The organism is Flavobacterium flavigenum (genome assembly GCF_027111255.2).
GTDB classification, from domain to species: domain Bacteria; phylum Bacteroidota; class Bacteroidia; order Flavobacteriales; family Flavobacteriaceae; genus Flavobacterium; species Flavobacterium flavigenum.
Window position 1 is genome coordinate 2,185,412 of record NZ_CP114285.2, and the last position, 14,814, is coordinate 2,200,225.

Sequence of the window (14,814 nt, forward strand, 5' to 3'; positions counted from 1 at the left end):
ATTAGCTTTTCTATTTATGAAAAGAACATGCAAAAATAACATTTTGAACTGAGACTTCGTACCTTTGCCTCATTGAAACTTTGCACCTGTAATAATGTCAAGAAAAATAAAACTAATTTGGGATTTTCGTGGTCCGTCTTCTGCTAAAACAGCAGAACATCACGAAATCCATTTGAAAGAATATATTACAATTGAAAAACTCCCATTGAATATTACGGGATTTAAAATCATAAGCGATATGCATTCGATTGCTTTTATGGTGGTAACTGACGAAAACATGATTCAGGTAAGAGATGCTTTAAAACCGCATCGGGGAGAGGTTTATACGGAATAAAATCCCAAAAAAGCAGGATACTAAAAACAAAAAAACCAAATCCCATACTTTCAACAGACTGGAATTTGGTTTTTGAAAATTTCGAATTATTTATTTTTAATTCGCTACTTCACTAATAAACTTAATCCTCATTAATCGCAATTCGTCAATATCGTAATCACCATCAAATTCTTTTAAGGCATCTTCAATTTTATCAGATTCTGATTCCATGAAATAATCGTGGATTTCTTCCTGCTGATCATCATCAAGCATATCATCAACCCAATATTTGATATTTAATTTAGTTCCGGAATAAACAATTTGTTCCATTTCTTTAATCAGAGCATCCATTGTTAATCCTTTTGCGGAAGCAATATCACTTAATGGCAGCTTTCTGTCGATATTCTGAATAATGTATAATTTATTAGCAGAATTAACTCCTGTAGATTTTACAACCAAATCATCCGGACGGATAATATCATTATCTTCAACATATCTGCTTATTAAAGCAACAAATTCACCACCATATTTTTTTGCTTTTCCTTCGCCCACCCCATGAATATTATACAATTCCTGTAATGTAATGGGATATTTCAAAGCCATATCTTCCAGAGAAGGATCCTGAAAAACCACAAAAGGAGGCACACCGAGTTTTTTTGCTACCTTTTTTCGAAGTTCTTTTAACATTGCGGTCAAAACCTCATCAGAAGTCCCTGATGATTTAGATGATGCTACGATTGATTCATCATCGGCTTCGCTATATTCATGATCTTCAGACATCATAAATGAAACGGGATTTTTGATAAAATCCAAACCTTGCTGCGTTATTTTAACAACCCCATATGTTTCAATATCTTTTGACAAATATCCAGATACTAAAACCTGACGCAACAATGCCATCCAGTATTTTTCATCATGATCTGAACCGGAACCAAAAAAGGATTGTGTGTCTGTTTTATGAGCCTTAATAACTGCATTAATACGACCTATTAAAGTAAATACAATTTCTTTTGATTTATAAATATGTTTGGTATCGCGAACAATCTCCAACAATTTAACAACCTGATCTTTTGCTTCAATTTTGTTTTTAGGATTTCGTACGTTATCATCCATATCCGCACCATCTCCATCATCAGGAAATTCTTCACCAAAATAATGCAAAAGGAATTTTCTTCTTGACATTGATGTCTCAGCGTAAGCCACCACTTCCTGCAATAAAGCAAAACCTATTTCCTGTTCTGCCACAGGCTTGCCGGACATAAATTTTTCCAGCTTTTCTACATCTTTAAAAGAATAATAAGCCAGGCAATGCCCTTCACCTCCGTCGCGTCCTGCACGACCAGTTTCCTGATAATAACTTTCAAGTGATTTTGGAATGTCATGGTGAATTACAAAACGAACGTCCGGCTTGTCAATTCCCATTCCGAAGGCAATTGTAGCTACAACTACTTCAACATCCTCCATCAAAAACATATCCTGATGCTTGGCACGGGTTTTCGCATCCAGACCCGCGTGATACGGAACAGCACTAATTCCATTAACCTGCAAAACTTCAGCAATAGTTTCTACTTTTTTGCGGCTCAGACAATAAATAATTCCGGATTTTCCTTTATGCTGTTTGATAAAACGAATAATATCCGATTCAATATTTTTAGTTTTAGTACGAACTTCGTAATATAGATTTGGTCTGTTAAATGATGCTTTAAAAGTATTGGCATCAACCATATCCAGATTTTTCAGAATATCTTCCTGAACTTTTGGTGTGGCAGTAGCTGTAAGTCCAATAATTGGTACTTTACCCAATTGTTTAATAATATTTCTAAGATTCCTGTATTCTGGCCTGAAATCATGCCCCCACTCTGAAATACAATGCGCTTCATCAATTGCTACAAATGAAATCGGTACACTCTGCAAAAAAGCTACGTATTCTTCTTTTGTCAGCGATTCCGGTGCAACATATAAAAGTTTAGTTAAACCAGACGTTATATCCGTTTTAACCTGGGCAATTTCTGTTTTTGTTAAAGATGAATTTAGTACATGAGCGATTCCATTTTCAGAAGAAAGACTCCTGATGGCATCCACCTGATTCTTCATTAAAGCAATTAAAGGAGAAACAACAATTGCAGTCCCATCCTTAATCAGAGCGGGCAATTGATAACAAAGAGACTTTCCACCACCCGTAGGCATAATTACAAAAGTATTCTTCTCATCTAAAATACTTCTAATGACCTGCTCCTGCAAGCCTTTAAATTGGCTAAAGCCGAAATACTTCTTTAATTCTTTATGTATTTCAATTTCGTTTGAACTCATTCTTTATATTAATGGATATTTTGTATAAATTTGCAACACATAAAGATACGAATTTCTTTCACACTCACAAATTTTAACTTTCCTGATTTGATTACAAAAGAAAACATTTTAGCTATCGCAAAAAAAACAATTCTCTCTGAAAGTGAAGCAATTACTAAGCTAATTGATTTTCTTGACGAAAATTTTTACGAAGCTGTTCAACGCATATACGAAACAAAGGGCAGATTAATTGTTACCGGAATCGGAAAAAGTGCCATCATTGCGCAAAAAATGGTTGCTACTTTTAATTCAACGGGAACACCTTCAATGTTTCTCCACGCATCTGAAGCTATTCATGGCGACTTAGGAATGGTTCAAAATAACGACATCATTATTTGTATTTCAAAAAGCGGAAACAGTCCGGAAATAAAAGCTTTAGTTCCTTTATTAAAACGTTTTGGAAATACTTTGATCGGAATGACAGGCAATATAACTTCTTTTTTGGCTAAAGGTTCTGATTATGTTTTAAATACCACTGTTGAAATGGAAGCGTGCCCTATCAATCTGGCTCCTACAAACAGTACAACAGCACAGCTTGTAATGGGCGATGCCCTTGCAGTCTGCCTGATGGAAATGCGTGACTTTAAACCAGAAGATTTTGCTGTTTATCATCCAGGCGGGGCTTTAGGGAAAAAATTATTACTTCGTGTAAAAGACATGATCGAATATTCATTAAAACCTACAGTTCATCCTGAAACATCCGTTAAAAAAGTAATTTTTGAAATTTCTGAAAAAAGACTGGGTGTAACAGCAGTAGTTGAAAATGAAAAAATAGTTGGAATCATTACTGATGGTGATATTCGAAGAATGCTGAATGACCGCGACAGTATTGCAGATTTAACCGCAAAAGATATCATGAGCAAAAACCCAAAATTAGTTTCATCTGAAACCATGGCAGTGGATGCACTAAATATTTTAGAAGATTTCTCTATAACCCAGCTCATTGTTGCTGATAATGGAGAATACAAAGGAGTTTTACATTTACATGACATTTTAAAAGAAGGAATTATATAATGGCAAAGAAAAACCTTGGCGAAATGTCATTTTTAGACCATCTCGAAGAATTAAGATGGCTTTTAGTCAGAAGCACAATTGCTATTCTTGTAATGGCTTTTGTTACATATTTTTTTAGTGATTATTTATTTGATGAAATAATCCTGGGACCAACAAAACCTACCTTTTTTACTTATGTATGGTTTTGTGATTTATCACACCAATTAGGTTTTGCAGACAGCATTTGTATTACTGAACTCAATTTCATTATTCAAAACACTGAAATGGAAGGACAAGTCAATATTTTTGTATGGATGTGTATTTTGGTAGGCTTCATTTTAGGTTTCCCCTATATTTTATGGGAGCTTTGGAAATTCATCAGCCCTGCTTTATATGAGAAAGAAAGAAAAAATGCTAAAGTGTTTATTTTTACTTCTTCTCTCCTGTTTTTTTTAGGAGTAATTTTCGGATATTTTGTTGTGATTCCGATGTCCGTGAATTTCGTTGCCACTTTCTCAGTGAGTGATGTAGTAAAAAATCAATTTACCCTTGATTCTTATATGGGAATGGTAAAAACAAGTGTTCTGGCAGGTGGTTTGTTTTTTGAGTTGCCTATTATCATTTATTTCTTAACAAAATTAGGCTTAGTAACTCCGGTTTTTTTAAGAAAATATTGGAAATATGCCGTAGTTCTGATCCTGGTTATAGCAGCAATTGTAACACCTCCTGATGTGGTAAGTCAGACAATTGTAGCAATACCAATGTTGATTATCTATGAAGTGAGCATCCTAATTTCAAAGATTGTTTATAAAAATAAAGAGAAAGAAAATGTCTGATATTATACAAGAGTTTAATGACTATCGTTCTAAAATGAACGAAAAATTACTTGCTGACAACAACAAGATCGTAAAGCGAATTTTTAACCTTGACACTAATGCTTATGCACCAGGCGCTCTGGATGTAAAAACAAAAGAGCTTTTGGGCTTAGTAGCTTCAGCAGTTTTACGCTGTGATGATTGTGTAAAATATCATTTAGAAACCAGCCATAAAGAAGGTGTTACGAAAGAAGAAATGATGGAAGCAATGGGAATCGCAACTTTGGTTGGAGGAACAATTGTAATTCCGCATTTGAGAAGAGCTTACGAATTCTGGGAAGCACTTGAAGAGTCAGAAAATTAGATAATTTGATAATTAGTCAGTTAGATAATTTAACACGATATGTTAATTCATTTATTTGATTAATTAATTTTTATTTATTTTGCCGATCTGAGATTGAAATTATCTCATTTTTCAAATTACCTAATTATCTAATTAAACAATGAAATTAAGAGCCGATAATTTAATCAAAACTTATAAAGGTCGCAGTGTTGTAAAAGGAATTTCTGTTGAAGTAAACCAAGGAGAAATCGTTGGGCTTTTGGGACCAAATGGTGCCGGAAAAACAACTTCTTTTTACATGATTGTAGGATTGGTAAAACCAAATCAGGGAAATATTTACCTGGATGATTTGAACATTACTGATTATCCGATGTACAAACGTGCACAGCAAGGAATTGGCTATCTGGCGCAAGAAGCATCTGTTTTTAGAAAATTAAGTATTGAAGACAACATATTGAGTGTTTTACAATTAACAAAACTTTCAAAAGAAGCTCAGATTGCCAAGATGGAAAGTTTAATTGAAGAATTCAGTTTAGAACATATTCGCACTAACCGGGGCGATTTACTTTCCGGAGGAGAGCGTCGTCGTACCGAAATTGCGCGTGCACTTGCCACAGATCCAAAGTTTATTTTACTAGATGAACCTTTTGCCGGAGTTGATCCGGTTGCTGTAGAAGACATTCAGCGAATCGTAGCGCAGTTAAAAAACAAAAATATCGGAATTCTGATTACAGATCATAACGTTCAGGAAACTTTGGCAATTACTGACAAAACGTACTTAATGTTCGAAGGAGGAATCCTGAAAGCAGGAATTCCTGAAGAATTAGTTGAAGACGAAATGGTACGCCGTGTTTATCTTGGACAAAACTTCGAATTAAGAAAAAAGAAATTAGAATTCTAAAAATTCTTAAGCTATATCAAATGGTAGGAACTAAAATAGTTATTTAATTCTTACCATTTTTCTTTTTAAAACTCACTTTTTTAAAAAAATTAATCAACTGTAATAAACTGCAATTGCTGTAAATCTCCGTTATAAATATTTATATCCACAGTACGATCAATCCCAGGTACGCTCGCTTTTTCTGTGAACTGCCAAAACAGCCAGTCATCTTCAATTTTTTCTCTGTAAAAATTATAATTGGCAATCCAAAATAGATATCCATCAAATTCATCTTTCAAAAAATCTGAATAGTATCGTTCTCCTGTATAAATTATTGGACGCACTTTATAATGATTTTCTACTTTTAAAAGCCAGCGTTTTAATCCTTTTTTCAAACTATCCAAAGATTGACTCTTCGGTAATTTTTCGATATCCAGAACCGGAGGCAAATCTCCTTTTTCCAGCTTCACTGTCTCAATAAAAAGATTGGCCTGTTCAATAGAATTTTCATTTGGTCTGTAATAATGATAAGCCCCTCTGATCATTTTATTCTTTTTAGCTCCAATCCAATTTCGTTTAAACTGAAAATCTTTTCTGTCTTTACCAACAGTTGCCCTTATAAAAACAAAATCAAGCGGATACTTTTGTTCTAAGGTATCAACATATGACCAGCTTATTTTGCCCTGATATTCCGATACATCCAAACCAATTGATTTACCTTCATGTTTTACCAGAACCTGAAAATTACGAATATCTGATAAACGCTTATCTTCAATCTCTTTTTCAGACATTTTATTGCTTTTAAAACCTAAATAATAGGCTAGTCCTCTTCGATAATGATAGATTACTGCAACAAAAAGTATGGCGAAAACGGAGAAAGAAATAAAACGTAATATCTTGCTAAAAAAGGATCTGCCGGTTTTTCTGGAAGCCGTTTTACGATAAGTGGTTTTTCTGGCCATTCTAATAAACTACTTTTTCAAAAATTTATTATTTATTACAGATAACAATACATAAAAAATAATAATCACAGGAATTGCACTGAATTGAAGCAACAGAAGCAAAAAGATAGAAATTGCTAAAAAAACAATTTGAAGCATATTATCTTTGAAAGTAAACTTTTTAATCTTTAAAGCAAATAGTGGGATTTCAGCATTCAAAATATAAGCACTACACAGCACAATAGCTACCAAAACCCAATGATTCGTTAAGATTTCGAATAACATGAAAGAATCTGAATATTCAATTACTAAAGGCAGACTCAAAATAAAAAGCGCATTTGCAGGTGTTGGCAAACCAATAAATGAATCCGCCTGACGCGTGTCTATATTAAAATTAGCCAGTCGGTAACACGATCCCAAGGTTACAATAAATCCTAAAAACGGAATAAAAACTGAAGCGGTTACATCATTAGGATTAGCACTTTTTACAAACAAACTGTACATAACATATCCCGGCACTACTCCGCTTGTTACCATATCTGCCAATGAGTCCAACTGCAACCCAAGCGGACTTGAAACTTTAAACAACCTTGCAAAAAAACCATCAAAAAAATCAAAAAAGATTCCCAAACAAACCATATAAAAAGCCATTTCATAATTTTGTTTAGAAACAAAAACTATTGCAATACAGCCACAGAAAAGGTTAATGAGAGTAATTAAATTAGGAACATGCTTTTTAATATTCATCTTTTATATTTTTGAAGATTTACAAAGCAAATTTAGCATAATAAGTCATTCTTATACGCGTTTTTAATAGAGTTTTTTCTTCTGATGCCCGACTTTTATATTATTTATCGAAAGGAAGAAATAAGCTCGGTAAAAAATTATATTTTTGGTAAAAATTTAAACAAGCTCAGGTTTGAAAAAATAAATGCCTTGAAAAAAATCTTAGTATTTTTATTATTTTGGAATTGCACATCACATTATGCACAGACGGTTCGAAAATATTCGAATGAGTTTATGAATATTGGTGTTGATGCTGCTGCCCTGGCAATGTCAAGTGCTGTTGTTGCTTCGACTAATGATGTCAATTCTGTCTATTGGAATCCGGCGGGGCTTACGCATCTTGAAGACCATCAGATTTCATTAATGCACGCCAGTTATTTTGCCAATATCGCACAATACGATTATATCGGATATGCAAGCCCCATTGATGAGAGAAGCGCCTGGGGAATCTCGATGATTCGCTTTGGAGTAGATGACATTATGGATACTACGCAACTAATCGATAATCAGGGAAATATTGATTACAACCGCATAAGTTTGTTTTCTACCGCTGATTATGGTTTTACGTTTTCATATGCTAGAAAATTACCTATTGAAGGTTTTCAATATGGTGTAAATGCTAAAATCATCAGACGTGTCATTGGGAAATTTGCCAACTCCTGGGGATTTGGTTTTGACTTTGGTCTTCAGTTTGAAAGAAACGACTGGAAATTCGGATTGATGTTGCGCGATATAACGACTACTTACAATGTTTGGAATATTGACGAAGAAGAATATAAAAAAATCTCAAATGCCATTCCGGGTGAAAATCAGGAACTGCCGGAAAGCACTGAAATTACATTACCGAAAGCACAATTAGGCGTTTCAAAAAAGTTTGAATTTCATAATGACACAAGTCTTTTGGTTGCCACAAATTTAAATATGCGTTTTGAACAAACCAACGATATTATTTCATCTAATATTGTAAGTATTGATCCCGCAGTTGGATTTGAATTTGGTTACACAGAACTTGTTTTTTTAAGAGCAGGGGCAGGAAATTTTCAAAATGTGACCCAATTAGATAATTCAGAAAAATTAAATTTTCAGCCTAATATTGGTCTTGGTTTTAAGTATAAAGGAATTCAGGTTGATTATGCACTGACCGATTTAGGAAATCAAAGTACTGCTTTATATTCTAATATTTTTTCACTTAAAGTAGATTTAGGAATCTTTAGATAAGATTTATTATTAAAAAAATCCAGCCATGAGAGGTTTTACGTTTCAAAAAATAATGTTGTTATTACTGATGTTCAATTTTAGTTTTGGACAAAGTTTACCCTTATCACAAAAAGCACATGTAAGTGTATTAACTTGTGGTCTTGGCAACGAATCGTATTCTTTTTTTGGACATACTGCTATACGTGTTGCTGATCCTGCAAACAATATTGATGTTGTATATAATTATGGTGCTTTTGATTTTAGGACTCCTAATTTTGTTGCTAAATTTGCGAAAGGTGATTTACAATATTTTGTAATTGCGCATTCTTTCGTCGATTTTATAAATGAATATAATGCCGAAAAAAGAAGCATTTATGAACAAGAACTCCTTATTCCACAAGACGCAAAACAAAAACTTTTTGATAATTTAAACACTACCCTGCTTTCGGAAGATCGCTATTATACTTATAAATTTATTGATAAAAACTGCACTTCCATGGTAGTAGATATCATTAATAAAACATTAAATAGAAAGGTAATTACCAAAAAAGGAGATACTGAAAAAACGTATAGAAGCATATTGTTTCCTTACTTTTATGGTCATTTTTACGAGAAGTTAGGAACGAGTATCATTTTTGGAACTAAAGTAGATCAGTTAGGCACTAAAATTTTCCTCCCATTTGAATTAAAAAACAGTTTAGAAAAAACAACTTTTCAAAACCATGCTTTTGTGAGTAAAAGCAAAACACTTTTAAGTTTTAAAAAAGATACACCAGTTTCATGGTGGAATAACATTTACAGTTATATTATGATTCTTGGTTTTATCATCCTAATAAATAAAAGATTTATTGACAAAATCTATTTGTTTATTCTATCCTTAATGGGAATCTTTTTTGTTTCGATGGGATTTTATTCTTTCCACCATGAATTGGCAATGAACTATAATGTCCTTTTATTTAGTCCGTTGTTATTGATGCTGATAGCTTTTTCAGCGATTAATAACAAAAGATGGACTTATAAATTTGCTGTATTTCATTTGGTCTTATTACTTATTTATGCACTTTTTATAATTAACAAAGCGCATTTTTTCATCGTTTTACCAATAATAATTACAACTGGTGTTGTTTTGGTAAGAGTAGCTATTAGAAATAAAAAAAGAATACCAATAATAATCTAAGTTTATTGCCCTCTGTAAAATAAAACTGTTGTTATTGTTTTAAAAGTAATACTCAAATCCAGAAAGACACTTCGATGCTTAATATAATATAAATCATATTGTAGTTTAATGAGACTTTCTTCTATGGACTCCCCGTATGAATAATTTACTTGGGCCCAACCAGTAAGTCCGGGTTTAATTACGTGGCGGGTTTCATAAAATGGCATTATTTCAGCAATTTCTTTAACAAAAAAAGGCCTTTCAGGTCTTGGCCCAATGATAGCCATATCGCCTTTTAAAACATTTATAAATTGCGGAAATTCATCAATTCTTGTTTTACGCATAAATCTACCGAATGGCGTAATTCTTTTATCGTTTGATTTCGCAAATACAGCTCCCTTGCTTTCTGAATCTTCAACCATTGTCCTGAATTTATAAATTTGGAATACTCTTCCGTTTTTACCTACGCGTTCTTGTGTATAAAACAAAGATCCTTTATTCCAAAAAATATTTGCAATAAAAATCAATGGGATAAAAAAGGCACAAAGAAATAAGCCTGTTAAAGAAAAAACAAATTCAATTAAACTTACTAATAATAAATAAAGCTTATTATTATTGCTACGGCTAAAGGGGAAAAATCGATAAAAATCCCTGGCAATATATTGAACCGGAATACGCTGTGTTTTGCTTTCATAAACCTGAGTGTATTCTCTAATAATATTTCCTGATTCCAATAACTGAAGCAAATATTGATACAGATCTGCTGTGATACCCTCCGTTTTTTGTGAAGCTATAATAATTTCTGAGATATTATTTTTATCCACAAAAGCCAACAGATTGTCCTTTTCAATTTCTTTTATATAGTTTAGTGAGAAATTATGATCAGCCAAAATATCTGAATTCACAAAACCAATAATCTTATAATGTGGGTCTACATTTTCTAATCCTAAAACGAGTTCATCAACCTGATGTTTATTACAAACTAAAATTACGTTTTGTGAAAAGCGATGAGTCGCTAAAAAGAAAACGTAAAAAAAGCGCCAAAGCAATAAAGAACCCAGAATCGTAAAATAAAAAATCAGAATCACCAAACGCTGCTTTGGAAGTTCAGGTGACAAAACAGGTGTAAACAGATATACTAAAGTAACTGTTGTTACGGTTAAGATAACGCCTCTAAGAATCTGAAACTGGTTGCTGGCTATTTGAAGATTATAGATCTCAAAGATTGCTCCGAAAATACTCAGATATACAATAAATAGTATTGGTCTTTGATAATTTGAATAATCCAAATTGAAATATGGATAATAAAAAAGCTTATCCATTAAATACATAGCGAGTAAAACAAAAGCAATATCAAAAACCCTAAGAAGTATCTTTCTTTCTGAAATTTCAAAATGCATTCTTTTGTTTGTTTGCATAGTCGTTGATTTACAAGCTTCTTAATTTGAGGCAAATGTATAATAAAAAATAAAATTTAATCGCCTGAATTTTCTGCTTTTTCAGGAATTTTAACCTGAACTAAAAGAAGTGACAACGCATACACAAAAGCCGGGGCTGCAAGTCGCATAGCCGCATGATTAATAGTTAACAGCCAAAAAGCCAAAAAAGGTAATATTAATATATTTTGACGGTTATTTAAAAATAAAATTAGAGGTGTGAAAAATAAAATTAATAATCCAAGCAGACCAAGTGAACCATGCTCTGCCAGCATTCTGGTAATTTCATTATGAGATGCTGCAACAATTCCGGTTTCTTTTGCCCTAATTTCTTTGTTTTTTCCAACTCCAACTCCTAAAACAGGATTTTCCAAAAACATTTTCAGTTCAGATTCGATAAGCATTTCCCTGCCGCTTAATTGACTTTTCTTTTCTCTTCCTAAAGCATCCTGATTAGCATAACGTTTGTTAATTAAACCACTGGTTTGCAAAGAACTGTACCCCCAAACTCCAATTCCTGCCAAAAATGAAAATATAACTATTAATCCTATTTTAGATTTTGTATTAGAATTAGCCTGAAAAAATAATACTATTAATAGCAAAAAAACCATCACCACTGCCGTTATTATTCCTCCTCTGGAAAAAGTAACAATTCCACGAAAAGCAAAAATTAAAACAAAGCAGGCATTTATTATTTGGAGTAATTTACTTTTAGAGTTTAGTAGTAGTTGTACAAAAAAAACAAAAATACCCAAACCCAAAATAGTAGAAACCTGATTGGGTCCAAATCCCCCCGAGGTTTCAAAATTAGATTGCGTTCCTGTAACCACATCCTTAACACTTGGAGTATATAAAAATAAGTAAATCACTATAGAAATCAGAGGCAGGCAAAATGCGGTAATTACTCCCTTTAATCGATCAAATGTTATTTCCCGCTTGTAACAGTAGATTGCAGAAATCCCTAAGCAAACCGGGCCTGATATGTTAAAAGCTATAGCTTTTCGGATATTCGTTTCAAAACTAAGCGTAAGAAATGACAGAATAATGGACGGAATCAATAATAGTAAAAAGAACCAATATAGCGCACTATTTCTTGAAAATCCCGAATAAATCATTCCTAAAAACATATAGATTATGATGGTATATTTACCAAATTCATTAAAGATCCCTCCCCCCGTCATTCTCAAAAGCACCTCAATACTCACTACATATGCCGACATAATGAGTACTTCATTATTTCCGTTTCTATTTTTTGTAATATAATAAAATCCAAACGCAAACAGTAAAACAGTTAGCACTGTCGAAATAATGGGTAAAATGTATAATAATGTGCCAATAAGGGCATGAATTAGCAATAAATAAACATAAGATAAATCTTCTTTTTTCATTTTAACTAGATTTCAGCCATTTTAAATATTTTTTCATTACATTTTCTGCAGTATAATCAGCCTGAATTACATCATAAAGCATATTTCCAAAATTAGTTCTCAAAATTTCACTTAAAATCAATTCTTCTAAAGATTGATAAAATAAATCCGGTTGATTTGAATCCACTATAAAACCATTTTTTCCATGTTGAATAATCATCGGTACTTCTCCAACCCGGGTTACAACAACAGCTTTTTTATACAATCCATATTCTAAAAGTGCCACAGGGAGGCCTTCAGATTTTGATGTTAAAACAGTAATATCAGCTTGTGCTAAAATTGCCGATATGTCTTGCCTTGAACCGTATACAAAAACATGATTTTCTAAATTATACTTAGAAATTCTTTTCTTTATTTTTTTCGAATAGTCATCTTCAAAATCTTTGCCTACTAAATGGAATGTCCATTGCTGATGAGAGGCTCTGACTTTTTTTGCCACTTCCAATAATAAGAAATGATCCTTATCCTCCCTAAGGTTTGCCAAAGATACAATCCTTTTTCCCTGAATCCCTTTCAAAATAGTATTTCCAGAAACCTGATTTGTATTTAAAGGAAAATTCGGCAAATAAATAACATTTTTAGCATGCATTTCTTTTTCAGTCCACTCCTTTAACTTTTGATTTACCGCTATAATACTATTAAAAAAAGGGAGAACTAGTCTTAACACAAATAATTTTCTTGTATGCATAAACTCAATACCTCCATAATGAAGATGCCAAATCAACTTAACAGAAGGCAGCGTTATTTTTAATAAAAAAGCTAAGAAAAAGGAAGTGCTGTGAGCATGAATATAAGAAACTTTATTTTTCACAACAAAAGATCGTAGTCGAAAAAGTGCTTTAAAATCAAGTCGTTGTTGTTTCTTTAAAAATAAATAAGATACATTCGGATTAATTTCCTCCTTTAGAATACCCTCTTTTCGGGTAGAAACTAAGCCTGAAAACTGAATTTCATCTGCTAAAACGTTTGCATAATTTACAGCCATACGCTCAGCTCCGCCAGCATCAAGTGAATCTATTATTTGAATGATTCTCATTTTACTATAAGTTTTTTAATCTCGTCTTCGAAAACCTCAAGAGTGTATCGCTGTGACCACTGGCTTGCCAGCTTGCTTTTAATTATAAAATCACCTTCATTATTAATGATATCCTCAATTTTCGATACATCTTTATTAAGCTCCATTTGTAGAAAAATTCCTCTATTTCCATAATCCAGCATAAAAGGAACACAGGAAATTTTGGTCGAAATCGGAACACAACCCCAGAACATTCCTTCGGCAATAGCTTTTGGCCAGCCTTCGCTTTTTGAAGGCAAAATAACAAAATGACTGTTTTGATACCCCATCTTTACAGTTTGCTGATTTTTATTCCCATGTAATACAATAATTTTTTCTAATCCATTAGATGTAATATAATCTTCTACTATTTTTCGTTCTGTTCCCTCTCCATACAACTCCAAAATCACATTATTTCCATTTCTAAATAATGCTTCAACTAATTGTATTGCATACAAAGGATTTTTACCCGAAGACAATGTTCCCACAAAAACAAAATGTATTTTTTCTTTTAAGTCCAATATTTTTATTGACCTTTTATCTTGTTCTGAGTAGGTAGCAGTAAAAAAAGGTTTTATATTCCTGGAACTTCCTTGCCATTCACCATAAACCAAAACCTGCATATTCCGAGTTAAAAATGTATTATTTAATATCCATTTTTGCAGGCGATAACTCCACGGCTGTTTTGATTTTGGATCCCAGTTACCTGCATATTTTGCAGTTTTGGGTTTATCTGGAAATAAAATCTGGACAAAACATCCCAATAAACCAATATTGCCCGGACAACGCAAATGAACATGATCAGCTTCTTTCATACCTTTGAAAATTTGCCAGCATATTTTTGGTGTTTTTATAATAGCATTACAAATAGATTTAAACCCTAATAAATTAATATTTTCAATCTTCAAAAACTTAATATTCCTCTGATCGTAAGAACTATCAATTTCCGTATTATTAGTCTTAATAATAGGGGCAACAATAATTAATTCATCAATATTTTTTGACCAGACATTCATTTCACGCACATATGGGGCATAACCAAAATACTGGTCATTCTTTTTGATATGATTGACATGAGTGATAATTGTAAATTTCATCAGTTTTGAACTAAATTATTTTTCAAA

Annotated in this window: 14 protein-coding genes; 7 read left to right on the forward strand and 7 right to left on the reverse strand. The window is 32.6% G+C overall.

The window, feature by feature from the left end; all coding sequences use genetic code 11:
• Positions 1-94 precede the first annotated feature (94 nt).
• Positions 95-334, forward strand: coding sequence for a hypothetical protein (locus OZP09_RS08780; protein WP_269237454.1), 240 nt, complete (start codon positions 95-97; stop codon positions 332-334).
• A gap of 96 nt (positions 335-430) precedes the next feature.
• Here OZP09_RS08780 and recQ read toward each other — a convergent pair whose 3' ends face one another.
• Complete coding sequence (recQ, locus tag OZP09_RS08785; protein ID WP_223679975.1) at positions 431-2,623, reverse strand: DNA helicase RecQ; 2,193 nt, start codon at positions 2,621-2,623, stop codon at positions 431-433.
• Between the two features lie 87 nt (positions 2,624-2,710).
• Between recQ and OZP09_RS08790 the strand changes: the two genes are divergently transcribed.
• From OZP09_RS08790 to lptB, 4 genes are all read left to right on the forward strand, one after another.
• Positions 2,711-3,676 carry a KpsF/GutQ family sugar-phosphate isomerase gene (locus OZP09_RS08790; RefSeq protein ID WP_269237455.1) on the forward strand — a complete coding sequence of 322 codons (966 nt, stop codon included), beginning with the start codon at positions 2,711-2,713 and terminating at the stop codon, positions 3,674-3,676.
• Positions 3,676-4,491: a twin-arginine translocase subunit TatC gene (tatC, locus tag OZP09_RS08795; RefSeq protein ID WP_269237456.1), complete on the forward strand. Its 816-nt coding sequence runs from the start codon at positions 3,676-3,678 to the stop codon at positions 4,489-4,491. The genes OZP09_RS08790 and tatC overlap by 1 nt, the downstream gene beginning before the upstream one ends.
• Positions 4,484-4,834, forward strand: a complete 351-nt coding sequence (locus OZP09_RS08800) for a carboxymuconolactone decarboxylase family protein (protein WP_110347804.1) — start codon at positions 4,484-4,486, stop codon at positions 4,832-4,834. The genes tatC and OZP09_RS08800 overlap by 8 nt, the downstream gene beginning before the upstream one ends.
• Before the next feature lie 139 nt (positions 4,835-4,973).
• Positions 4,974-5,714 (forward strand): LPS export ABC transporter ATP-binding protein, encoded by a 741-nt coding sequence (lptB, locus tag OZP09_RS08805; RefSeq protein ID WP_031455966.1) that lies wholly within the window; start codon positions 4,974-4,976, stop codon positions 5,712-5,714.
• Between the two features lie 89 nt (positions 5,715-5,803).
• Here the strand turns inward: lptB and OZP09_RS08810 are convergent, their stop codons facing one another.
• Complete coding sequence (locus tag OZP09_RS08810) at positions 5,804-6,655, reverse strand: GH25 family lysozyme (RefSeq protein WP_269237457.1); 852 nt, start codon at positions 6,653-6,655, stop codon at positions 5,804-5,806.
• 9 nt (positions 6,656-6,664) lie between these two features.
• A complete protein-coding gene (locus OZP09_RS08815) occupies positions 6,665-7,381 on the reverse strand; it encodes a CDP-alcohol phosphatidyltransferase family protein (protein WP_269237458.1) in 717 nt (238 codons plus the stop codon).
• A 189-nt stretch (positions 7,382-7,570) separates the two neighbouring features.
• On the opposite strand from OZP09_RS08815, the gene OZP09_RS08820 reads away from it, so the two are divergent.
• Both OZP09_RS08820 and OZP09_RS08825 read left to right on the forward strand, forming a co-directional pair.
• Positions 7,571-8,638, forward strand: coding sequence for a putative type IX sorting system protein PorV2 (locus OZP09_RS08820; RefSeq protein ID WP_489886124.1), 1,068 nt, complete (start codon positions 7,571-7,573; stop codon positions 8,636-8,638).
• Positions 8,639-8,663: 25 nt separating this feature from the next.
• On the forward strand, positions 8,664-9,794 hold the full coding sequence (locus OZP09_RS08825; protein ID WP_281310620.1) for a lipoprotein N-acyltransferase Lnb domain-containing protein: 1,131 nt from the start codon (positions 8,664-8,666) through the stop codon (positions 9,792-9,794).
• 2 nt (positions 9,795-9,796) lie between these two features.
• On the opposite strand, the gene OZP09_RS08830 is transcribed toward OZP09_RS08825, so the two are convergent.
• Genes OZP09_RS08830 through OZP09_RS08845 form a run of 4 tightly spaced genes read right to left on the reverse strand, consistent with a single transcriptional unit; the run spans position 9,797 to position 14,787 of the window.
• Positions 9,797-11,191 carry a sugar transferase gene (locus tag OZP09_RS08830; RefSeq protein ID WP_269237460.1) on the reverse strand — a complete coding sequence of 465 codons (1,395 nt, stop codon included), beginning with the start codon at positions 11,189-11,191 and terminating at the stop codon, positions 9,797-9,799.
• Between the two features lie 56 nt (positions 11,192-11,247).
• Entirely contained in the window at positions 11,248-12,597 is a 1,350-nt protein-coding gene (locus OZP09_RS08835) for an O-antigen ligase family protein (RefSeq protein ID WP_281310621.1), read from the reverse strand.
• Between the two features lies 1 nt (position 12,598).
• On the reverse strand, positions 12,599-13,672 hold the full coding sequence (locus tag OZP09_RS08840) for a glycosyltransferase (protein WP_269237461.1): 1,074 nt from the start codon (positions 13,670-13,672) through the stop codon (positions 12,599-12,601).
• Positions 13,669-14,787, reverse strand: a complete 1,119-nt coding sequence (locus tag OZP09_RS08845) for a glycosyltransferase (RefSeq protein ID WP_281310622.1) — start codon at positions 14,785-14,787, stop codon at positions 13,669-13,671. Before OZP09_RS08845 ends, OZP09_RS08840 begins: the two co-directional genes overlap by 4 nt.
• Positions 14,788-14,814: the final 27 nt, after the last annotated feature.